The 20592-nt window shown below is 60.4% G+C and carries 21 protein-coding genes and 2 tRNA genes; 14 read left to right on the forward strand and 9 right to left on the reverse strand.

All coding sequences use genetic code 11. The annotated features are described in order from the left end of the window. Positions 1-108 precede the first annotated feature (108 nt). Together OKC31_RS05630 and OKC31_RS05635 are read left to right on the forward strand one after the other, a co-directional pair. Positions 109-184 (forward strand) — tRNA-Gly (locus OKC31_RS05630). 57 nt (positions 185-241) lie between these two features. Further along, positions 242-315: transfer RNA gene (locus OKC31_RS05635), tRNA-Cys, on the forward strand. 48 nt (positions 316-363) lie between these two features. Here the strand turns inward: OKC31_RS05635 and OKC31_RS05640 are convergent. Further along, positions 364-657 (reverse strand): hypothetical protein, encoded by a 294-nt coding sequence (locus OKC31_RS05640; RefSeq protein ID WP_005347702.1) that lies wholly within the window; start codon positions 655-657, stop codon positions 364-366. Positions 658-869: 212 nt separating this feature from the next. Between OKC31_RS05640 and OKC31_RS05645 the strand changes: the two genes are divergently transcribed. The 9 genes from OKC31_RS05645 to OKC31_RS05685 all read left to right on the forward strand — a co-directional run bounded on the left by OKC31_RS05645 (position 870) and on the right by OKC31_RS05685 (position 8104). Beyond that, positions 870-1070 (forward strand): YbfA family protein, encoded by a 201-nt coding sequence (locus tag OKC31_RS05645; protein ID WP_005334863.1) that lies wholly within the window; start codon positions 870-872, stop codon positions 1068-1070. Positions 1071-1502: 432 nt separating this feature from the next. After that, positions 1503-1766, forward strand: coding sequence for a BufA1 family periplasmic bufferin-type metallophore (locus tag OKC31_RS05650; RefSeq protein ID WP_005334862.1), 264 nt, complete (start codon positions 1503-1505; stop codon positions 1764-1766). Between the two features lie 72 nt (positions 1767-1838). Beyond that, positions 1839-2687: an MNIO family bufferin maturase gene (gene bufB, locus OKC31_RS05655; RefSeq protein WP_270656461.1), complete on the forward strand. Its 849-nt coding sequence runs from the start codon at positions 1839-1841 to the stop codon at positions 2685-2687. Continuing rightward, positions 2680-3432, forward strand: a complete 753-nt coding sequence (locus OKC31_RS05660; RefSeq protein ID WP_270656462.1) for an HvfC/BufC N-terminal domain-containing protein — start codon at positions 2680-2682, stop codon at positions 3430-3432. The genes bufB and OKC31_RS05660 overlap by 8 nt, the downstream gene beginning before the upstream one ends. Further along, positions 3429-3872 carry a DoxX family protein gene (locus OKC31_RS05665; RefSeq protein ID WP_270656463.1) on the forward strand — a complete coding sequence of 148 codons (444 nt, stop codon included), beginning with the start codon at positions 3429-3431 and terminating at the stop codon, positions 3870-3872. Before OKC31_RS05660 ends, OKC31_RS05665 begins: the two co-directional genes overlap by 4 nt. A gap of 97 nt (positions 3873-3969) precedes the next feature. Next, on the forward strand, positions 3970-4452 hold the full coding sequence (locus OKC31_RS05670; protein WP_270656464.1) for a GNAT family N-acetyltransferase: 483 nt from the start codon (positions 3970-3972) through the stop codon (positions 4450-4452). 179 nt (positions 4453-4631) lie between these two features. Next, entirely contained in the window at positions 4632-5927 is a 1296-nt protein-coding gene (locus OKC31_RS05675; protein WP_101529861.1) for a methyl-accepting chemotaxis protein, read from the forward strand. 161 nt (positions 5928-6088) lie between these two features. Beyond that, entirely contained in the window at positions 6089-6643 is a 555-nt protein-coding gene (locus OKC31_RS05680; RefSeq protein WP_164461691.1) for a DUF3332 domain-containing protein, read from the forward strand. Positions 6644-6730: 87 nt separating this feature from the next. Next, on the forward strand, positions 6731-8104 hold the full coding sequence (locus OKC31_RS05685) for an HD-GYP domain-containing protein (RefSeq protein WP_123172578.1): 1374 nt from the start codon (positions 6731-6733) through the stop codon (positions 8102-8104). Positions 8105-8181: 77 nt separating this feature from the next. Here the strand turns inward: OKC31_RS05685 and OKC31_RS05690 are convergent, their stop codons facing one another. The 6 genes from OKC31_RS05690 to OKC31_RS05715 all read right to left on the reverse strand — a co-directional run bounded on the left by OKC31_RS05690 (position 8182) and on the right by OKC31_RS05715 (position 14097). Continuing rightward, complete coding sequence (locus tag OKC31_RS05690) at positions 8182-9240, reverse strand: FUSC family protein (protein WP_042054492.1); 1059 nt, start codon at positions 9238-9240, stop codon at positions 8182-8184. A gap of 62 nt (positions 9241-9302) precedes the next feature. Then, positions 9303-11081 (reverse strand): bifunctional molybdopterin-guanine dinucleotide biosynthesis adaptor protein MobB/molybdopterin molybdotransferase MoeA, encoded by a 1779-nt coding sequence (locus tag OKC31_RS05695; protein ID WP_270656465.1) that lies wholly within the window; start codon positions 11079-11081, stop codon positions 9303-9305. Next, entirely contained in the window at positions 11078-11722 is a 645-nt protein-coding gene (gene mobA, locus OKC31_RS05700) for a molybdenum cofactor guanylyltransferase MobA (protein ID WP_123172580.1), read from the reverse strand. The genes OKC31_RS05695 and mobA overlap by 4 nt, the downstream gene beginning before the upstream one ends. Next, the gene (locus tag OKC31_RS05705; protein WP_123172581.1) at positions 11694-12389 is read right to left on the reverse strand and encodes an energy-coupling factor ABC transporter ATP-binding protein; all 696 of its coding nucleotides are present in this window, start codon (positions 12387-12389) and stop codon (positions 11694-11696) included. The genes mobA and OKC31_RS05705 overlap by 29 nt, the downstream gene beginning before the upstream one ends. A 34-nt stretch (positions 12390-12423) precedes the next feature. Continuing rightward, positions 12424-13125: an ABC transporter permease gene (locus OKC31_RS05710; protein WP_019446238.1), complete on the reverse strand. Its 702-nt coding sequence runs from the start codon at positions 13123-13125 to the stop codon at positions 12424-12426. Between the two features lie 129 nt (positions 13126-13254). Continuing rightward, complete coding sequence (locus OKC31_RS05715) at positions 13255-14097, reverse strand: substrate-binding domain-containing protein (protein WP_164536320.1); 843 nt, start codon at positions 14095-14097, stop codon at positions 13255-13257. Positions 14098-14352: 255 nt separating this feature from the next. Between OKC31_RS05715 and OKC31_RS05720 the strand changes: the two genes are divergently transcribed. After that, positions 14353-15708, forward strand: a complete 1356-nt coding sequence (locus OKC31_RS05720; RefSeq protein WP_058055711.1) for a sigma-54-dependent transcriptional regulator — start codon at positions 14353-14355, stop codon at positions 15706-15708. 25 nt (positions 15709-15733) lie between these two features. Continuing rightward, complete coding sequence (locus tag OKC31_RS05725) at positions 15734-17836, forward strand: sensor histidine kinase (protein ID WP_270656467.1); 2103 nt, start codon at positions 15734-15736, stop codon at positions 17834-17836. A gap of 80 nt (positions 17837-17916) precedes the next feature. On the opposite strand, the gene OKC31_RS05730 is transcribed toward OKC31_RS05725, so the two are convergent. Then, positions 17917-18783 carry a helix-turn-helix transcriptional regulator gene (locus OKC31_RS05730; RefSeq protein ID WP_081849330.1) on the reverse strand — a complete coding sequence of 289 codons (867 nt, stop codon included), beginning with the start codon at positions 18781-18783 and terminating at the stop codon, positions 17917-17919. Between the two features lie 15 nt (positions 18784-18798). Then, positions 18799-19656: a formate dehydrogenase accessory sulfurtransferase FdhD gene (locus OKC31_RS05735; protein WP_270656468.1), complete on the reverse strand. Its 858-nt coding sequence runs from the start codon at positions 19654-19656 to the stop codon at positions 18799-18801. A gap of 215 nt (positions 19657-19871) precedes the next feature. Between OKC31_RS05735 and OKC31_RS05740 the strand changes: the two genes are divergently transcribed. After that, a complete protein-coding gene (locus tag OKC31_RS05740; protein ID WP_156129250.1) occupies positions 19872-20423 on the forward strand; it encodes a hypothetical protein in 552 nt (183 codons plus the stop codon). The last annotated feature ends 169 nt before the right edge of the window (positions 20424-20592 follow it).

Consider the following 20592-nt stretch of genomic DNA (forward strand, 5'->3'; position numbering starts at 1 on the left):
GAGCAAACAGTCTGCATCAGGGCTTAAATTGCGAAAAAGGGGTTGTGCTGGCGCTCGTGGTACGTATAATGCGCCTCGTTGTCAGGCAACTGGCACGAAAGCAGTAATGCGGGAATAGCTCAGTTGGTAGAGCACGACCTTGCCAAGGTCGGGGTCGCGAGTTCGAGTCTCGTTTCCCGCTCCAATTTTCCATCGCACCAACGATGGAACTCACTTTCAAGACAATCAGTCTTGTCAGCATGGCGCGTTAGCAAAGCGGTTATGCAGCGGATTGCAAATCCGTTTAGTCCGGTTCGACTCCGGAACGTGCCTCCATCTTTTCTCTGTTTATATCAATAATTACTCTTCGAGTCTGAGCATTGGTCAGTATCCTTGCTGTACCAGTAACTGTTCGCAGCCAGCCTGTTTCCACTCGCGCTCGAGATAGTGGCTCACATCCGCCATGTTTTGCCCCCGATATTGAAACTGCACCTCGGCACTGTGCTGGTTGAGATCCGCAATCCGTTGCTTCAGTGTGCCGCATTGCCACAGGCTGACGGTGGGCACGCCCCGTTCGGCCAGCACGATGGCATCTTCCCGATTCAGTTGCCACTCCTCCAGTTGTGCCCGTGTCAGGGCAACCATCAGCACCAGCAGTGCCACTTCCGGCAGTTTCATGCGTGTCTCCCTACTGCATGTTTTTCCCCTGATAACTGTGGCAAAGCGCACGATTTTCGCAAGTTTGTTAACTGTTGGTTAATGACGTAACCCGTTTTCATTATTTCCCGTTTTTCACCATTTTTTTATAAAAAAATGCGTTGGTGATGTAGTAATCCTACATGTAGTGGGGTAATCTTTGCTCAGTGGTCTTACCAGTAAGGAGTTACATCATGTTTCATCCCTTTTCCCTGACTCAGATTATTCTTCGTCGCATTTATGTATTGCTGGTGGGCATTCTGGCTTTCCCCGTGATGCTGTTTCGCAGCGATCGTGCCCGCTTCTACAGCTATCTGCACCGGATCTGGAATAAAACCAGCACCAAACCGGTGTGGCTCAAAATGAGCGAGCGTGGCGAGCGGATCTTCTACTAAACCCCATTCGCACCATGTGCAAAAAGAGACAGCCAAAGCTGTCTCTCTTTTTATCTGTTTGCCGCAACTCCTGGCTCCCAATACCACTCCGATTGTTGATTTTTTGTTTCTTTAAGGTTGCGTCCAGTCCTGCCTTTGGCGGGGCTTTTTTATGTCTGACGCATCTCTTTTGATGGAACCAGTGAAGAAGATTAACGGGATGAAAGCACCATATGGCACTTTTCTCGTTCATAAATTGGTGGTCGTCGAGAAATTTTCAATGATGAAATAGCTTTTTAAAATCAATTGATTGAGTGTTTGCCTTTGGGTTTTTTAACTATTTTTGTGTTTTTTTGAAAGGGAATATCCCGTTTGCCGGTTCTATTGCAGGTACCCGGTTGCGACAAATCGGGGATATCAGCAACATCCAACGACATCAAAAGGAACATGAACATGAATGTTAAAAAAAGCACTGCTATCGCCTCCGCCATGACCGGTCTGCTGGCGCTGGGCGCCCAATTTATCGCGGCGCCAGCCATGGCTGCCGATGAAAAGGAGAAGTGCTACGGCGTGGTCAAGGCCAGCAAAAATGACTGTGCGACCAAGAGCAGCTCCTGCGCCGGTACTGCCAAGGAAGATGCTCAGGGTGATGCCTTTGTGGTGATGCCCAAAGGGCTGTGCGAGAAGCTGGTCGGCGGTTCGCTGCAACCCAAGTAAGAGACATCGGGCAGGGGATGGCCAATGGGTCGCCCCCTGCATCTTCTCTGGTTGGCGAAAGCGAGTCTTGCGATGAACCCTTTGATTGGTATCGGATTACGCACTCCCCATTACGATGAGATCCGGCAAACCCTGCCGGCAGTTGGTTGGCTGGAGGTGCACAGTGAAAATTACTTCGAACGGCACAGTCACGGTTTTCAGGTGCTCGCCGAACTGGCGCAGCACTACCCCGTCAGTCTTCACGGCGTTGGCATGTCCCTCGGTTCTGCCGACCCGCTCGATCCGCACCATCTGCAGCAGTTGGTGATGCTGGCCTCGGCGATCAAACCGGTACGGATCTCAGAACATCTCAGCTGGGGCAGCATTGGCGGGCGTTACTTCAACGATCTGCTGCCGGTGCCCTATACCCGCGCCTCCCTGCGCAACATGAGCGACAAAATCCAGCAGGTACAACAGACCCTGGGTTGCCGCATGTTGATTGAAAATCCCTCCTCCTATCTGCAACTGCCCGGGGAGATGAGCGAGTGGGAATTTCTGGCCGAGCTGCAGCAGCGCAGCGAGTGCGGCATCCTGCTCGACCTCAACAATCTCTATGTCAGTGCTTTCAATCACGGTTTCTCTTGCGATGAGTATCTGGCGGCGATCGATCTCGCCACCGTCGGGGAGATCCATCTGGCCGGTTATACCGAGAAGCAGCTGCCGGAAGGCTCCCTCTATATCGATACCCACAGCGCCCCTGTGGTGGAGCCGGTCTGGGAACTCTATCGCCAGATCTGCCGCAAGCAGGCCATTCCCACCCTGATTGAGTGGGACCTCGAGATCCCGCCGCTGCCGGTCTTGCTGGCAGAGGCGGCGCAGGCCGGCGCCATTCTGGATGAGGCGCGTGCCATGAGTGCACCACGGGAGGTGGCCCATGGCTGAACTGGCACAGCTGCAACAGCACTTTGCCGATGGTCTGCTGGGGGCGCATGACGCCATTGCCCCTCACATCAGCTCCCGACTCTTTTCTGCCGAATCTGTGCTGCAGGTCTATCGCAACCACTTCATCCTGAGCCTTGGCGAGGTGCTGGCGAGCAGTTATCCCGCCGTCAAGGCTATGGTCGGGGATGACTTTTTTGCAGCGGCGGCCCGTGGCTTCGTATTGGCCGAGCCGCTCAGGGAAGGGAGCGTCATGCACTATGGCGCCGGGTTTGGCCAATGGTTGGCCCGCTTGCCGACTACAACCGGACTGCCCTGGCTGGAGGAGCTGGCTCAGTTCGAATGGCAGCTTGAGCGTGCCAGTCTGCTGCCGCTGGAATCACGCTGCTGGCCAGCCGAGCGTCTGGCCGCATTATCGCCGCAACAATGGGAGCGGCTGCGGCTGTTGCCAGCCACGGATCTGCTGCTGGTTGCTAGCGATTATCCGGTACTGGCCCTGTGGCAGATGGCGCTGCACGGTGGTGAAGCGGTGGACGCGCTTGATGCCCCCGTCTGGCTGGCATTGAAGAAACAGCCGGATTGCCGGGTTGCCCCCTTGCCCCTGACGGCGGGTGAGTGGGCGCTGCTACAGGGATGTCTCGCTGGTACGGCGCTGGTCGATCTGCTTGCGGCCGACCCTGCGGCCAGTGAACATCTCACTCGCCTGATAACCCTTGGTCTGCTGGTGGATATGGAGGTAATGCCATGATGGCAAACAAATGGCTGGCGCTGGCCAGCTCGAGTGGTGATTTGCCGCGCTGGAGCCGCGCTTGTGTGCTGTTGCTGGCGCGGCTGTGGGTCGCCTCGGTTTTTATTACTTCAGGTTGGCTCAAGCTGACTGCGTGGGATTCCACCCTCTATCTGTTTGAATCCGAGTATCAGGTGCCCCTGCTGCCCTGGTTGTGGGCTGCCTATCTGGGGACGGCCGCCGAGCTGCTGTTGCCGCTCTTCCTGCTGGCAGGGCTTTTTACTCGCCCGGCCGCCTTGCTGCTGTTTGGCTTCAATATCATGGCGGTGATCTCCTACCCGACCCTCTGGGCGGGTGGCTTTTACGATCACCAGCTGTGGGGCTGGATGCTGCTGACCCTGATCATCTGGGGCGGCGGTGTGCTGAGCCTGGATTATTGGCTGACACGTCGCAGCCATTGATTTATCAGTGATTTCCCCAATGACAAAGAGCGCCACAAGGCGCTCTTTGTCATAATGACGGCCGGCGAAATTTCCCATGAGAGAAAAGGAGCAGCCAATGATCATTCGTCAGGCAAGGGCCGCAGATATTCCCGCACTGGTGGCGCTGCGCATGGAGCTGTTTTGTGAGGTCGGTGAGCTGGTGACACCGCAGGCAGACCCGGCCTTGTGGCAGGCCACCCTTGACTATTTCACCCGGGCGATGAGTGAAGAGAGTGCTTTATCCTGGCTGGCTGAGGCCGATACGCAGGAGGGCTGCAAACAGATCGTGGCAGCAGGGACGCTGGCATTGTTTGAACGGCCGCCCTATCCCGGCAATCTGGCGGGAGTGGAGGGGTATCTGCTCAACATGTATACGCGGTCACTATGGCGCCAGCAGGGGATCGCCACGGCGCTGCTCGATGCCATTACCGCCTTCGCCAGATCGCGTCAGCTGGGCAAGGTGTGGCTCCATGCCAGCGAGCAGGGGCGCCCTCTCTATGAGCGGATCGGCTTTGTCGCCAATCCGGCCTATCTGGAGTGGCAACCGGTGGTGGAATAAGGGTTGCAGCTCTGCATGAGTGGCGCTTGGTCGGTGAATTTGATTTACAGCAATAAATATGGCGTCAGATGGGATCGCGGCAACGCCGCCAACTATGCTGATGGAGCACGCCACCATTATCTTATTGATCCACTGCGTGGTTTGGCCATGGTGGGTGCCAGTCTGGAGGATACGTTTCGATGTTCAATAGCAAACTGAAAGCCGAGTTGCAGCAGTGCCAGGATCAACTTCTGGAACAGCAGGGATTTTTCGACGCAGTGCACGGCAGCGTGGCGACCATCACCTTTACGCCCGATGGCACTGTGCTGGCCGCCAATGATCTCTTTCTCAACGTGGTGGGCTTCAGTGCGCCCGAGGTTATCGGCCAGCATCACCGTATCTTTTGCGACAAGCTCTATGCCCAGAGCAGCGACTATCAGCAGTTTTGGGCGGATCTGAAGCAGGGGCGTTCCCGTACCGGGGTATTCCAGCGCTTCAACAAACGGGGCGAGGCGATCTGGCTGGAAGCGACCTATTTTCCGGTCAAGTTGCGGGGCGTGGTGACCAAGGTGATCAAGATCGCGGCCGATATTACCGAGCACCACCTGCAACTGCTCAGCCAGCAGGCGGTGGTGACGGCGCTGGATCGGTCACTGGCGGTCATCGAGTTCACCCCTGGCGGGGAGGTGATTGCAGCCAACGGTAATTTCCTCCATACCATGGGCTATACCCTGGCTCAGGTGCAGGGCAAGCATCACCGCATCTTCTGCGACGATCAGTTCTATCGAGACCAGCCCCACTTCTGGGATGAGCTGGGCCGTGGTCAGTTCAAGTCCGGTCTCTTCTGTCGTCAGAACAGTCACGGTAGCAAGGTGTGGCTGGAGGCGACCTACAACCCGATCCTTGATGAGCATCGCAAGGTGGTGAAGGTGATCAAGTTCGCCAGCGACATCACCGAGCGGATCAACAAGAGCGATGCGGTGCGGGAAGCGGCCATGTTGGCCCACGATGCGGCGCAGGAGACCCTGAACTGCGCCGAGCGCGGCGCGGGTCTGCTCTCCTCGGTGGTCGATACCTCCAGCCTGATTGCCAGCCAGCTGACTCACAGCATCGGCCTTATCAATCAGCTGAACGAGCAGTCGCGTAGTATCGAGGCGATCGTCTCCACCATCAGCAGCATCGCCGACCAGACCAATCTGCTGGCCCTTAACGCAGCCATTGAGGCGGCGCGGGCGGGGGATCAGGGTCGTGGGTTTGCGGTGGTGGCTGACGAGGTTCGCCAGCTGGCGGCCCGCACGTCTCTCTCTACCGACGAGATTGCCAAGGTGGTACAGAACAACCGGGAGCTGACCGCCAAGGTCACCTCCGAGATGTCTGACGTCGCCAGCAGCGCCGAGCTTGGCAAGCAGCAGGTGGGCGAGGTGAATGAGGTGATGAGCGACATCCGCCGGGAGGCGAACAACGTCTCCAGCACCGTCTCTGATCTGGCCATCTGAACCCCCTGACTTCCTGTCATGCTGGGGCATTGACTCATATTTGAGCAGTCAGTGCCCCAATCTGAACCCCTCCTGTATCGTCCCGCCATTGTGAATTGTCCTCTTCTGGCCCCTTGATTAGGCTTGCCGCCTCATTCATTTCAGAGCAGGAACAGAACACGATGGCATTACAACAGAAGGGGCGGGCAATGGCCCTGCTGGTTATGGTCGCGAGCATGGGGCTGAGCGGCTGTATGGGGCAGATGGGGCTTTCCGGCATGGTCACCAAGGGCAACCTGAGCGTGGTGGATAACCGCTACGCTCGTGCCGGGGTCTTTATGCTGCTCTCCCCTGTCTACGGTTTGGCCGCGACCGCTGACCTGTTCGTCTTCAATACCATCGAGTTCTGGTCTGGCAAGAACCCTATCACCGGCAAATCTCCGGCTGTGGTGGACATGAAAGCCAATCCGGTGCTCAAGGTGAACCAGCATCTGGATCCAGCCCTCAAGAAGGTGCCGCTGGCCATGCTGCCACAAGGGGTGCGCGAGGTGGAGATCAGCTACCCGGACGAGCATACCGCCCAGATGGAGGTGCACTATCTGGATGGCCGCCGCAGCATGATGCGTGGCGAGAAGCGTGGCGAGCTGATGGATATCTACTTCGATGGCCGCTTTGTCTCTACCCTGAGCCGCGCAGAGCTGGAAGAGCGGGCGAATCAGGGCAAGGCTGCTGCCTAAATTCAACTGAATCCAGATCGATCCAGCTTCAGATGGGGTATACCTAATCTGCTGGCAAAATCGCCATGATGTCTAAGGGAGTAGACTATGACGGTGAATGGATTGCGATTGGCGGAGTTGATTGGTTCCCTCAGTCATGCGCTCGATATGACTGAGGGGCAACCAAGAGGACACTGCATTCGCTGCTGCTGGATAGGTTCCCGTCTGGGGGAGCGGCTGGGACTGGATGCCCGGCTGCGCCATGACCTCTACTACACGCTCCTGCTTAAGGATCTTGGGTGCAGCAGCAATGCCGCCCGCATCTGCGAGCTCTATCTCACCGACGATCTTCACTTCAAACGCGATTTCAAACTGGTGGATGGCTCCCTCTCCGAGGTAGTCAACTTTGTGCTGGGCCACACCGGCTTGCAGGCGGATCTGCTGGGACGTTTTCGCAGCCTGTTTCATATTTTTCGCAACGGTGATCAGATTGCCAACGAACTGATCCAGACCCGCTGTCATCGGGGGGCGGATATTGCTCGCCAGCTGCGTTTCAGTGACGAGGTAGCCGATGGCATCCTCTCCCTTGATGAACACTGGAATGGCAAAGGTCGGCCCCTGCAACTGGCTGGCGAGGCGATCCCGCTCTTCTCCCGCATTGCCCTGCTTTGTCAGGTGGTGGATGTATTTCACGCGGCCGCAGGCCCGGATGCGGCGCTCAAGGAGCTGCGCGAGCGCAGCGGCAGCTGGTTTGATCCGGCGCTGGTTCGGGAATTTGAAGCGCTGGCCGACGAAGAGTTCTGGCAAGGGCTGGCCGATCCCCGACTGACCGAGTGGGTGCTGGTCCACCCTGCCGGGCAAGGGGAGGTGGCGCTGGATGAGGATTATCTGGACGAAATCGCGGCGGCCTTCGGGCAGGTGGTGGACTCCAAAAGTCCCTACACCGCGGGTCACAGCGGCAGGGTGGCGCTCTATACCGACATTCTTGCCACCCAGATGGGGTTGTCCGAGCCGCGTCGACGCTGGCTCAAGCGGGGCGCCTTGCTCCATGATGTGGGCAAGCTCGGGGTGAGCAATGCCATTCTCGACAAGCCGGGCAAACTCGATGCGCAGGAGTGGGCGGCGGTGCAGATGCATGCCGCCTATACCGAGGAGATCCTGAGCCGTATCGGCGCCTTCGAGGAGCTGGCACAAGTGGCGGGCGCCCACCATGAGCGGCTCGATGGCAAGGGCTACCCCAAGGGGCTGAAAGGGGACGAGATTACCCTTGAGACGCGCATCATCACCACAGCCGACATCTTCGATGCCATCACCGCCAAGCGCCCCTATCGCGGCGCCATCCCTGTGCCGCAGGCGTTGGAGATGATGGCGGAGAATCTGGGCACAGCAATAGACCCCGACTGTTTTGCCGCCCTGCAGGAGGGTATTCAGGATTTCTCCCTCTACCTCACCACCGAGCAGCCGCTGACCAATGCCAGTTAAGATTTGCTGCCTTCATGGCCTAAACGGCCAGTCAGACAGCAAAACGCCCCGCAACAGCGGGGCGTTTTGCATTGGGCCTAGTCGGGCTGCTTGCGATGGGGCGGGGTGAGGATCAGCCCCAGCAGGCGGCGCAGGTGAGTCAGCTGCTCGGTCAGCTGGACGTTGAGCCAGAGGTAGCCATTGATGGCTGCCTCTGCGTTGGGCGGCAGCGATACCTGGGTCGCCACCTCGTGCAGGCGGGCGATGGCGGCATCTGCGCCGCGACCATCGCCGGTTTGCATCATCAGGGCAAGCTGGTTGATCGCCTCTTCGGTGGCCAGATGGCAGGCTTGCAGCGCAGCCGTGCTCTGCATCAGGAAGTGGCTCTCCCGATCGTTCCAGTAGGTGTTGGCCAGCATCTCCAGAGTGCAGAGGGTGTTGCGCATGGTGACCTGCACCGCATCAAACAGGGCGACGCTGTGGCGGGTCTCCTTGGCCGCCGGGGCCAGCAGGGCCCGCAGTTTGCCGGTCTGGGCCAGCAGTTGGGAGAGATTGTGCTTGAGGCGCGGGCGCTCCAGCACATTGGGGGAGAGGTGAGTGTGATAGAGCCGCCCCGACTGCTGCAGGATCTGGTGCAGTTGCAGCCGCCAGTGGCTGTAGGCCCGTTGGGGATAGATGCTGCAAAAGAGCAGCGCCAGCAGGGAGCCCAGTATCACGTCGGCACTGCGCCACAGCGCCGTCTCGATATCCCCCGGCATGGCCCCCATGGTGACCCCCAGGGTGATGCCGATCAGCAGCCCCACATAGGGGCGCTTGCCGAGGGCCAGATAGCCGCAGAGGAACATGATGCACCCGCACCAGATCAGGGTAAGCGGTAGCGAGTAGATCTCGAGATAAAGCGCCACCACCCCGCAACTGGCGCCGAAGATGGTGCCCACCACCCGCTGCAGGGCACGGGAGAGCACATTGCCCCAAAACGAGATGGGGCCCATCACCACCACCAAGGTTATCAGCGGCCAGGTGCTCTCCGGCAGTTTCAGCTCGCGGGTCAGCAGAAAGGTGAGCATAAAGGCGAGCGCAATGCGCAGGCCATGGACGATCCGGTAGCGGCCATAGACCAGCAGATCGAGTCGGGAGAGGGGGGCATCAAGACGCACGGTCTGCCTCCTGTCAGGTGGGGGACGGGGCGCCGTGCATCCGGCCGACGCCCCGTCGGGATTTAGGCCAGTCGTCCCTGCAGGGGGTGGATCCAGACCCGCTCGCCAACGGCGATCCCGGGTTGATCCGGTACGATTTCGATCAGGCAGTTGGCATCGGCCATGGAGCTGAGAATACCCGAGCCCTGTGGCCCAGTGGTGCGCACCCGCAGCTGGCCGTTACGGTCCTGATGGAAGATGCCGCGCAGAAACTCGGTGCGCCCCGGGCGGCTCTTCATCTTCTCGTCCGCCAGCGCCGAGAGGCGCAGCGGCTGCCACCGCTTGCCTTGCAAGCGGGCGATGGCAGGCTCGACAAACTGCAGCACGCAGATCATCGCCGCCACCGGATTACCCGGCAGGCCGAAGAAGGGGGTATGCCCCAGCTTGCCAAAGGCGAGCGGGCGGCCCGGCCGCATCTGGATGCGCCAGAAATCGATCTGGCCGAGCTCCGCCAGCACCAGCTTGATAAAGTCGGCATTGCCTACCGAGACCCCGCCCGAGCTCAGCACCAGATCGGCGCTGGCGGCGGCCTGCTCCAGCTGCTGGCGCAGAATGGTCTTGTCATCGGGAATGATGCCAAGGTCCATCACCTCGCAACCGGCGGCGCGGATAAGGGCCATCAGGGTGAAGCGGTTGCTGTCGAAGATGTGGCCGGGGGCGAGCTGCTCGCCCGGCGCTTGCACCTCGTCACCGGTACTGAACAGCGCCACTTTCAGCGGGGTGCGCACAGTGAGACTGGCTTGACCGAGTGATGCTGCCAGCCCCAGCTGGGGGGCACCCAGCCAGGTACCGGCCGGGATGGAGACCGCACCTTTGGCGAGATCTTCCCCGGCGAGGCGCACATTCTGCCCTGCGCGGATCGGTGCGGTGACGGTGACCCACTCACCTTCAATCTGCGTCTCTTCCCGCATCACCACGGTATCGACCCCGGGGGGCAGCGGGGCACCGGTCATGATCTGCACCGCCTGACCGGCCAGCACAGGCTCGTGGCGCTGCTGGCCCGCCAGCACTTCCCCCACCAGTTGCCAGCGACCGGCGGCGAGATCGTCGCTGCGAAGGCCAATGCCATCCATCGCCGAGTTGGCGTGGGGCGGCACATTGATGGGGCTTATCAGATCGGCGGCCAGCACGGCGCCGTGGCATTGGGCCAGCGGTTTGTCGCTGCAGGCAGTGCTCGGGGTGAGGGCCGCCAGAATGGCGTTGCGGGCCGCCTCGACCGAGAGAAAGCCCTTGCCCGCCTCCGGCTCCTTGCTCTGGCAGCCGTCAAGCCAGCGGCAGACGAAGTCGGCAATGGCCGCCAGATCGTTGATATCGAGTCGGGGCAGGCTTGTCTGCTGTTGTTCGCCACTCTGTTGGGGCTGATCGCTGGCCAGCGCGATGATGTCGCTGTCTTCGGGGAAGAGCAGCGGCTTGCCAATCTCGGCGCGGTGCAGCTCGATTTTCGGGAAGTGTTCGTGCTTGAACCCCTCGACCAAGAGCAGATCGAGCTCTGTCTGATCGAAGCTGGCCAGCAGCTGGCGAAAGTCGGCTTCGGCCAGTTCGGTCTCGCCGTGCGTTGTTTCAGTAATGCGAGCATGACGACGACGGGAGGCGACCATCATCTGCTGGGCACCCGCCTTGCGCAGGCGATAGCTGTCTTTGCCCGGTTGGTCGATATCAAAGTCGTGGTGGGCGTGCTTGAGCACCCCGATGCGCAGGCCGCGATCCACCAGCAGGGGGATCAACTGCTCCAGCAAGGTGGTCTTGCCGGTGCCGCTCCAGGCGGCGAAGCCGAGCAGGGGAAGAGTGGGGGCCGGGGTCATGAGGTGACTCCTTGTTGGGGGTCGATAGCCGGGGCAAGCAGACGGGCCTCGTAGGCGGCCAGCTCGGCAGGGCTGTTGAGATTGATAAAGGCATCCGACTGATCGGCAAAGCTCACCACCGCCATATTGTGGCGGGCAAACCAGATATCGATTTTGCGCTCTCCCTCTGCCAGCGCGGCGGTGAGGGAGGGGAGCAGGGATTTGTGCAGCAGGGCCACCACGGGTTGCAGCCAGTCGCCATCGTGGGCTACCACCAGCTCGGTATCCGGGGTCAAGGCGGCGCGAAAGCGGCTCATCAGATCCAGCGGCAGGGCGGGGCCATCGCAGGGAACGAACAGCACCCAGTCGTGACGGGCGGCAGCAAGACCAGCCTGCATGCCCGCCAGCGGGCCGAGATAGTCGTTGTTGTCATCGCTGATGACCGGAGCCAGCGCCTGATAGCGGGCCTGACTGCGGTTGGCGTTGATCAGTACCTCATCCACCTGGGGGCGCAGGCGCGCCAAAACATGGTCGATAAGAGGGCGTCCCGCCAGTGCTACCCATCCCTTGTCTTCGCCCCCCATCCGGGTGGCGCGGCCTCCTGCCAGGATCACTGCTGATACGGCAACGGGATCAGAGTGGCTGTCGCTTTTTGAAGTCATGTCGCTCGATGATTTTTAAAGGGGTCGTCTCTTGCAGCTGGCCACGGGCGAGGGTCCATTGCCGCTCGCACAGGTCGGTCAGGGCGTTGCTCTGGTGGCTGATGACGACCAGGCCGCTGCCATGTTCCCGCAGATCTTGCGCCAATGCGGCCATCAGGGCAACCGAATGTGTGTCCAGATTGGCGGTGGGCTCATCCATCAGCAGAAAGGCCGGTTGCAGCGCCCAGGCACGGGCCATCGCCAGCCGTTGCCGTTCGCCACCCGAGAGAATGCTGATGTGCTCCCGCGCCAGCCCTTCCAGCTCGACCCGGCGCAGCGCCTCGAACACGCGGATCTCGCTGCCGAGCTGTTTATCCAGCGCCCAGGCCACGTTGTCGTGCACCGTGCGATCGAACAGATAGGGGGTCTGGTGCAGATAGGTGACCCGGCCCGGCCCTAGATTCCGCTTGAGCAGCCGGTTGAGCCGCTGTTGCCAGCGCCCCGGCAGATTGGTGTGGCCGCGGGTGGGGGCCAGCAGCCCCGCCAGGATTTTGAGCAGAGTGGTCTTGCCCACCCCGTTGGCTCCGTGCAGCCAGATGGCATCCCCCGGTGCGATGGCGAGCCGGTCAATCTCGAACAGCTGGCGCTCGCCAAAGCGCATCGTCAGCTGGTGGGCGGTCAGGGCCATGGGGTACTCCTGTTGATACACAGTGGGGGCATGGTCAGTTCTTCAGATAGCTGTGGCCTCGACAGGCCGTCAGCAACAGGTTGAGCAAGAGGGCGAGGGTGAGCAGCACTATGCCGAGTGCCACCCCCTGGGTGAAGGCCCCTTTCTGGGTCTCCAGCGCGATGGCGGTGGGGATATTGCGGGTAAAGTGCAGGATATTGCCCCCCACCATCATGGAGCAGCCCACCTCGGTGACGATGCGGCTGAAGGCGCCGATGATGGCGGCCAGCAGGCCAAAGCGGCACTCGTGCATCAGGCCGATCAGCGCCTTGGGCCAGGAGACCCCCAGGGTCAGGGCGGTCTCCCAGGCGCGCCGATCGCTCTGGACAAATGCAGCGTGAGCCATGGTGGCGATCACCGGAAAGGCGATCAGCATCTGCCCCACCACCATCGCCTGCTGGGTAAAGAGCAGCTTCCAGTCGCCAAAAGGGCCGGCCCGCGACAGCAGCATGTAGAGCAAGAGGCCAATCACCACGGTCGGCACCGATTGCAGGGTATTGATGCAGGAGAGCCAGAGCCAGCGGCCGGGCAGCGGCAGATAGGCCAGGGCAAAGCCCAGCAGCAAGGCGGGCAGCAGCACCAGCAGCAGGGCGATGCAGGAGACGGAGAAGGAGACCCCCACCACCTGCCACAGTTCGGTGTCACCACTGAACAGCAGGGCGAGGGCCGCTAATGTCGTGTCGATCAATGTCGGCATCAGACCTCTCTCTCATCGTGCAGGGCGAGGGCCGTCAATACGGTCGTTTCGATCAAGGTCGGCATCAGGCGCCTCCCTCAGCGAACCGGGGGAGGGCCATCAACCTCATCGCAGGGGTCAGGGTTGGCATTATTTCCCGTTGGCATCCGCTACAAACAGCGCTTGACCCGCCACCTTGAAGTCGCCGATCAGCTTCTGGCCATGCTCGGAGACCAGCCAGTTTTTCAGGGTGCGGGCCCCTTCGGTGTTGAGATCCGGGTAGCGCTTGGGGTTGACCAGGATCACCTGATAGGGGTTGAACAGGCGCTTGTCACCCTCCAGCAGCACGGCGAGATCCAGCTTGCTCTGGTAGGCGAGCCAGGTGCCGCGGTCGGTCAGGGTGTAGGCACCGAGCTCCGAGGCCATGGTCAGGGTCGGGCCCATCCCCTGGCCGATGGATTTGTAACCGGCAAACTCGGGTTTGACGTCAGCGGCTTGCCACAGGGTCTTCTCCTTGATGTGGGTACCGGACTCGTCACCGCGGGAGATAAAGGTCTGGCCCTGCTCCTTGATGGCTTGCAGCCCCTTGGCTGCGTCGTGCAGTTTGCCGAGACCCGCCGGATCTTTGGCCGGGCCGACGATAACGAAGTCGTTGTACATCAGGTGCACTGGCTCGATGCCAAAGCCTGCGTCGACAAACTTCTTCTCGGCAGAGGGGGCGTGGGTCATCACCAGATCCGCGTCGCCGTTCTCGCCCATCTTCAGGCTCTGGCCGGTACCGGCCGCCATTACCTGCACCGGATAACCAGTCTCCTTGGTGAACTGGGGCAGCAGCCAGCCCAGCAGACCGGACTGCTCGGTGCTGGTGGTGGTGGCGAGGCGGATCGGCGCTTTTGTGGCATTAGTATCCGCTTCGGCGTGGGCCGCACCGGCGATCAGCAGGCTGGTGGCGAGGGAGAGGGCAAAACGTTTGAGGCTGGTTTTTATCGTCATCGTGATGCAACTTTTTTCAGGGTGGCTGAGGAGAGGGCAAGAGTAAGCAAGCAGGGTGCCAAACTGTTCCTTTGCCGGTGCATTCACGGTTTGCCGTTTAAAAACAGAAGCTTATTAGAATCAATTAGGTGAGCTTGTTATCGCTTTTAATAATTGGTGTTGGTGCTTTTGATACGGTAAGGACAAAATGTCCCACTAAGGTTCCGGTTATCGGGACATTCACCGACCGTACGTGCATCCGAGGTACTTTTTTCCATGACACTCCCTCCCAGCCGCTGGTCTGCCCTCTCCCTGCTTATCGTTGACGATGAGCCCGGCATGCGCAGCTTTCTGGCCAAGGCGCTGGCCAAGCGTTTTGCCCAGATTGAGACTGCCGCCAGCGTGGAGGAGGCGGAAGCCCTGCGCTGCCGCCTTCACTTCGACCTTATCATCGCCGACATCCGGCTGCCGGGGCGCTCCGGCATCGAGTGGCACGAGGCCATCGACCCCGCCACCCGTCGCAGCGACATCATCTTCATGACCGGTTTTGGCGATATGGAGACCGCCCTCAAGGCGCTGCGCCTCGGCGCCAGCGACTTTATCCTCAAGCCCTTCAACCTCGATCAGATGGTGCAGGCGGTGGACAGAGTCATCGAGCGCCGTCAGATGGAGCGGGAGAACCTGCTGCTGCGCCGGGAGGTGAGCAAGCTGTTCCCGCCCACCCTGATTGGCGACAGTGCCAAGACCCGCGAGCTCAAGACGCTCATCGCCAGAGTAGCCCCTTCCAACGCCGCCGTACTGGTGGAGGGGGAGTCCGGCACCGGTAAGGAGCTGGTGGCCCGCGCCCTGCATCAACTTTCCGGCCGGATGGGGGCCTTTGTGCCCCTCAACTGCGCCTCCATCGCCCCGGAGCTGCTGGAAAGCGAGCTGTTCGGCCATGTACAGGGGGCCTTTACCGGCGCCCGCAAGGGGCGTGACGGCCTGTTCCGGGTCGCCCATCAGGGCACCCTGTTTCTCGACGAGATCGGCGAGATGCCGCTCGCCATGCAGGCCTCGTTGCTGCGGGCGCTGGAGCAGAAGGCCATCCGCCCGGTGGGGGCCGAGCGCGAATTGGCGGTGGATGTGCGCATCGTCGCCGCCACCAACCGCAACCTCAAGGCCGAGGTGGAGGCGGGCCGCTTTCGCGAAGATCTCTTCTATCGCCTCAACGTGGTGGCGCTGCCGGTCGCCCCGTTGCGGGAGCGGATCGACGATATCCCCGCGCTGGTGCACCACTTTACCCGCCAGCTCACCGCCGAGATGGGGATGGGCTCCTTGAGCTGGACCCACGAGGATGTGGTGGCGATGCAGGCCTACCCCTGGCCCGGCAACGTGCGGGAGCTGCGCAACCTCATCGAACGCTGCCTGCTGCTGGGCAAGCCTCCGGCGGATTACTGGCAGAGCAGCAAGCCCGCCGAGCAGGGGGCGAGCGAGGAGGGTTATCCGCTGGCGTGGCCGCTGGCAGAGGTGGAGAAGGCCCACATCCTGCAAGTGGTGGCGAGCCATGATGGCAACAAGTCGGCCGCCTCCCGGGTGCTCGGGGTGGCGCGCAAGACGCTGGATCGCAAATTCAAGGAGTGGGCCATCGAATGAGGAAGGCTGACTGGATGGGGTGGCGATGAAACTGACCCTGCTCTCCCGCTGCATGCGCGCCCTGTTGCCCCGTTGCGTGCGCACCAAGGTGCGCTGGCGCCTGCTGCTGCTTACTTCGGTGCCCATCATGCTCACCCTGGTGGGCATGATCGCGCTCACCCTCTACTGGACTCTCACCTACAGCTGGCAGAACCTGCTCACCACGGTGCGCAGCGATCTCGGGGTGGCCCACCACGCCATAACGGTGCAGCAGCAGCGCCAGACCGAGCATCTCGAGCATCTGCGCGATGCCTGGGCCTTTCAGCTGCGGCTGCGGGAATCGCCGGATCAGCTGCATGACTGGGTGATGCCGCTGGCGGCCAATTATGGTCTCGATTTTCTGCGCTTGCGTAGCGGCGCCGAGCTTCAGGCTCTGACGGCGCAGGAGCTGACGACCCTGAGTGCCGGACGCAGCGTCAGTCACTTCGTGGTCTGGTCGCAGCAGGAGATGCTCGCCCTCTCCCCGCAACTGGCCAAGCGGGCTGTGTTGTGGCAGCGGGATGGCACAAGGGTGGTGGAGGGCAGGGGGCTGATCAGCCTCTCGCTGACGCCGGTGATGGGCCGCGACGGCTCCCTTTGGGCCGTGCTGGAGGGGGGCGAGCTTGTCAACGGCAGCACCCGGCTGGTGGATGAGCTCAAGGGTCAGGTGTTTGCCAAAAACACCCTGCCGGATGGCAGCGTCGGAACTGTCACCCTGTTTCTCGACGATCTGCGGGTGAGCACCAACGTACCGGTCAGCAGTAGCCGTCAGGTGGGTCGGGCGGTGGGCACCCGGGTCTCGCCGCCAGTGCGCGAGCAGGTGCTGGGGCGGGGGGAGATGTGGGTTGACCGCGCCTTCGTCCACGACGCCTGGTATGTCTCGGGCTACGAGCCGCTGTTGGGAGCCAGGGGCGAGCGGATCGGCATGCTCTATGTGGGCTTTCTCGAGTGGCCCATTATCCGCACCTACCTCACCAATCTGGTGGAGCTGGGCTCGGGCGTGGTGCTGCTGTTGTTGCTCTCCGGCCTGCTGGTCTATCGCGGCGCGCGGGATCTCTTCTCCCCCATCGAGCGGATGCACAAGGTGGTGCGGCAGGTGCAGGCCGGGGAGTCCGCTCGAATCGGCCCGCTGGCCCTCGACCCCGACCACGAGCTGGCCCAGCTCGGTCGCCAGTTCGACGCCATGCTGGACAGGCAGGAGGCGCACCAGCAGCAGATGGCCCGCAGCGCCGATGAGCTGGAGCAGAAGGTGGCCGAGCGTACCCAAAGCCTCGAGCAGAAGACTGCCGAGCTGGAAGATCATATTCATATGCTGACCGAGGCGCGCCAGCAGTTGCTGATCAGCGAGAAGCTGGCGGCTCTTGGCGAGCTCTCCGCCGGGGTGGCCCACGAGATCAACAACCCTCTGGCGGTGATCCTCGGCAATGTGGAGCTGATGAAGCTGGAGCTGGGGGAGGCGGCCGAGCCGGTCAGCGAGGAGCTGGCGCTGGTGCTGGCCCAGATTGAGCGCATTCGTGCCATCACCCGCAGCTTGCTGCAATACTCTCGCCCTGGCGATTACGAGACCGCGCCGGTGTGGCAGCACCTCAATCCCATCATCGAGGAGAGCCTGACGCTGGTGCGCTCCGCCCTGCGTCAGCAGCAGGTGGATCTGGTGGCCGATCTCAGGGCCCAGCAGCCCATCGAGGCGGATCGCCAGCAGCTGTTGCAGGTGCTGATCAACCTCCTGGTCAATGCCAGCCACGCGCTGGGAGAGCAGGGGGAGATCCGGGTCGAGAGCCGCGACTGGGTCGATGAACTCGGTCAGTTGCGCGGGGCAGAAGTGCGGGTGATCGATAACGGCAGCGGCATCGAGGCGGCCATTATCGACAAGATCTTCGACCCCTTCTTCACCACCCGCGCTACCGGCACCGGGTTGGGGCTGGCCCTGAGCCACCGCATCATCAGTCGCTGGGGTGGGGAGCTCTTGGTGGACTCCACCCCAGGGCAGGGGAGCTGCTTTACCGTGCGGCTGCGCAGCCACGCCCTGCTGCCCAGCGGCAGCGAGCCCGCGAAACTGGAAGGGTGGCGCATCGCCCTCAATGCCGAGGGGCGTGAGACAAGCGATTGATGCTGTTATAAAAAGGCCCGTGATAAAAACAGCCCGTCAACATGGTTGACGGGCTGTTTTGTCGGTGGGTGAGTGGTTATTTACTGCGGGCTCCACACCAGCTTGCCGCTCTGGCTCAGGTCATAGCCGCCGAGGCGGGCCGCCAGCTCGCGCCCCTCGGGGGATTGCAGCCAGCCGATCAGCTGTTGCAGCAGGGTACGAAAAAAGACCCCCTGCGGCATCACCAGATCGAAGCACTCCTGCGACAGCGGCATAAAGCCGAGGCCAAACTCGGTGGCGGTGCTCTGGGCGCCGGGCCCGACATCGGCATCGCCGCGACTGATGGCGGCAGCCAGCTCCCGCTCGCTGTTGACCTCGAGGGTGCGCTCCAGCCGGGTCAGCGACTCCCCTTGAGTTTGCAGCCACTCCTGCAGGGCGCGCTGGCTGCCAGCCCCCTCCTGACGCATGGCCCAGCGCCAGTCGAGCGCCTCTTTCGCCTCCTTGGGTTGCAGCCCCTGCCGCAGCACCAGCCCCTGCACCCGCCGAAATCCATGAACGATCACCCATTGCCGGTGGCCCTGATACTGCTGCACCAGCGCGGGATGGCGCAGGTGGGCCTCCTCGGCCTGCCCCCAGTGGATGGCGCAGAGATCCACATGGCCGCGTGCCAGCATCGCCAGCCCCTGCCGGGTGCCGCACGGGGTGTAGCCCACCAGAGCCTGGGTGCCGAGCTGCCGGGCCAAACGGCTGCTGGCGTAGTGCAGCAGCACATCGTCCGAGCCTGCCAGCAGCAGCCGGTCGTTCATCACCCCCTCGTGGCAGCTGCCGAGCAGCCAGCGATCGAGCAGGGATCGCGGAAACAGCCACTTGCCGGTCGCCTTGGTGGCGGGGATGCGCGCCTCGTTGGCGAGCTGGTAGACCTTCTTCTCGTTGAGATCGAGGTACTCGGCCACCTGCTTCACATTCATAAACTCGTTCATGGTTTAATCCCGCATCCCGCGACCAGCCGAACCGGGCGCCAGCACCGGCGGCTTCTCGTCCAGCACGATATGGTCGTGGCCGCTGAATACCTCGAAATGGCGCCCCTTGGCGCGGGCAATCATGGTGATGCCGAGCTGGCGGGCGAGATCCAGCCCCATCTGGGTGACGCCGGAGCGCGACAGCAGCACCGGAATACCCATCTGCGCCACCTTGATCACCATCTCCGAGGTGAGCCGCCCGGTGGTGTAGAAGATCTTGTCGTAGCCAGCCTCGCCACGCATCCAGAACTCGCCCGCCAGAGTATCCACCGCATTGTGGCGCCCCACATCCTCGACAAAGGAGAGGATTTCGCTGCCGCGACAGATGGCGCAGCCATGCACGGCTCCCGCCATCTTGTAAGTTTCGTTATGGGCCGACAGCGCCTTGAGCAGGGCGTAGAGGGTGCTCTGTTTAAGCTCAGGCGCCACCAAGACCACCCCTTCGAGCTTCTTCATCACGCTGCCATACATGGTGCCCTGACCGCAGCCTGAGGTAACCGTCTTCTTCTCCAGCGCCTTGTCGAGATCGGCGGCCTGCTGACTGCTTACCACGGCGGCGGCCTCGCTCTCCCAGTCGACAATCACCGACTCGATGGCTGCAATATCCTCGATAAAGCCCTGATTTTTCAGATAACCCAGCACCAGCGCCTCGGGGCGGGCCCCCAGCGTCATCAGGGTTACTATCTCCTTCCAGTTGAGGTAGACCGTCAGTGGCCGCTCACAGGCGATTTGGCGGGTGTTCATTGTGCCCTGTTCATCCATCACCTCGACGGCCATGGTGAGCTGGGCGGCAGCATTGCTTTTGATAAAGGTCGGTGTCATGGGCCCCTCGCGACCGGTTGCCGGGATCTAAGGGAAGGGATACAGCAAGTTTTGTTCCACGTTGTTGGGAGAAACATTTGGTTAGGCAGACTCATTAATCTATGGTAGTAACTTATGTTTATTTATTATAAATTTACATGTCTTTTGCTTTGTTAATTATTTTGTATTTATGGCTAGGCTTGGTTTATTCGTATTTCAGCTAGTTTGGAGGGGTTGTGGATAGTGCATTAATAGGTTTGGTCGGTGTTTTAATCGGTGCGTTGATTACAGAATACTTTAGACGGAAATCAAGGCTTGAGAGCTTTTCAGGACCTATCTTTGAGAAAAGACTTGCAATATATGAAAGCCTAATGAATGAATTCACTCTTTCATATGGAGTGATTTTTCATCTTTATGAAGATAATGAAATTTCATTAAGTGAAAAGAATGATGTAGCTTTCCATTGTGGTCTAAAACTAATGCAATTCCTTGACGATAATGAGTTCTATCTAAGTGAAGAAGTTGTAGTGCATATAGGAATACTTTTTGCCGGGGTTGGTGATATTTTTGGCGAAGAAAAAACTGATGAGTATAGAAAGATTACTTATGAAAAGTTTAAGCGTGATTGTGGAGAAACAAAACGCTTAATAAAAACGGCGTCGGGGATTTCGACCATTGATAAGTTATTAACTGAGATCACAGATGCAAAACCTAATTCCGAGTACATAAAATATTTTATAAAAATCAAAAAACAGTATCAGCAGGGAAAAGGTGAAAATAAAATCTGATATTTTATAAATGACCATCGTGTTTTAGTGGGGTTAATCGGTGGTTTTTTGTTTTGTAAAAGGAGTTAGTAATGAAAGACTTCATGGATAAGGGTAATCCCCCCGAAAAACTGAGGTGCTCATAAGTAGAATTTTCTCGTATCTTGAACGCAGGAGGTTCTACATGAAA

Origin of the sequence: Aeromonas sp. Y293-4 (assembly GCF_027705905.1) — a bacterium.
GTDB classification, from domain to species: Bacteria; Pseudomonadota; Gammaproteobacteria; order Enterobacterales; family Aeromonadaceae; genus Aeromonas; species Aeromonas veronii.

What these genes read in the sequence shown, in the direction of transcription:
- OKC31_RS05670 (WP_270656464.1), top strand. Translation starts at nt 3,970, where the DNA reads ATGATCATTCGTCAGGCAAGGGCCGCAGATATTCCCGCACTGGTGGCG.
- OKC31_RS05665 (WP_270656463.1), top strand. Translation starts at nt 3,429, where the DNA reads ATGATGGCAAACAAATGGCTGGCGCTGGCCAGCTCGAGTGGTGATTTG.
- OKC31_RS05710 (WP_019446238.1), bottom strand. Translation starts at nt 13,125, where the DNA reads ATGCCGACATTGATCGACACGACATTAGCGGCCCTCGCCCTGCTGTTC.
- OKC31_RS05735 (WP_270656468.1), bottom strand. Translation starts at nt 19,656, where the DNA reads ATGACACCGACCTTTATCAAAAGCAATGCTGCCGCCCAGCTCACCATG.
- OKC31_RS05715 (WP_164536320.1), bottom strand. Translation starts at nt 14,097, where the DNA reads ATGACGATAAAAACCAGCCTCAAACGTTTTGCCCTCTCCCTCGCCACC.
- OKC31_RS05720 (WP_058055711.1), top strand. Translation starts at nt 14,353, where the DNA reads ATGACACTCCCTCCCAGCCGCTGGTCTGCCCTCTCCCTGCTTATCGTT.
- OKC31_RS05660 (WP_270656462.1), top strand. Translation starts at nt 2,680, where the DNA reads ATGGCTGAACTGGCACAGCTGCAACAGCACTTTGCCGATGGTCTGCTG.
- OKC31_RS05695 (WP_270656465.1), bottom strand. Translation starts at nt 11,081, where the DNA reads ATGACCCCGGCCCCCACTCTTCCCCTGCTCGGCTTCGCCGCCTGGAGC.
- bufB (WP_270656461.1), top strand. Translation starts at nt 1,839, where the DNA reads ATGAACCCTTTGATTGGTATCGGATTACGCACTCCCCATTACGATGAG.
- OKC31_RS05645 (WP_005334863.1), top strand. Translation starts at nt 870, where the DNA reads ATGTTTCATCCCTTTTCCCTGACTCAGATTATTCTTCGTCGCATTTAT.
- OKC31_RS05705 (WP_123172581.1), bottom strand. Translation starts at nt 12,389, where the DNA reads ATGGCCCTGACCGCCCACCAGCTGACGATGCGCTTTGGCGAGCGCCAG.
- OKC31_RS05650 (WP_005334862.1), top strand. Translation starts at nt 1,503, where the DNA reads ATGAATGTTAAAAAAAGCACTGCTATCGCCTCCGCCATGACCGGTCTG.
- OKC31_RS05730 (WP_081849330.1), bottom strand. Translation starts at nt 18,783, where the DNA reads ATGAATGTGAAGCAGGTGGCCGAGTACCTCGATCTCAACGAGAAGAAG.
- OKC31_RS05725 (WP_270656467.1), top strand. Translation starts at nt 15,734, where the DNA reads ATGAAACTGACCCTGCTCTCCCGCTGCATGCGCGCCCTGTTGCCCCGT.
- mobA (WP_123172580.1), bottom strand. Translation starts at nt 11,722, where the DNA reads ATGACTTCAAAAAGCGACAGCCACTCTGATCCCGTTGCCGTATCAGCA.
- OKC31_RS05685 (WP_123172578.1), top strand. Translation starts at nt 6,731, where the DNA reads ATGACGGTGAATGGATTGCGATTGGCGGAGTTGATTGGTTCCCTCAGT.
- OKC31_RS05680 (WP_164461691.1), top strand. Translation starts at nt 6,089, where the DNA reads ATGGCATTACAACAGAAGGGGCGGGCAATGGCCCTGCTGGTTATGGTC.
- OKC31_RS05640 (WP_005347702.1), bottom strand. Translation starts at nt 657, where the DNA reads ATGAAACTGCCGGAAGTGGCACTGCTGGTGCTGATGGTTGCCCTGACA.
- OKC31_RS05675 (WP_101529861.1), top strand. Translation starts at nt 4,632, where the DNA reads ATGTTCAATAGCAAACTGAAAGCCGAGTTGCAGCAGTGCCAGGATCAA.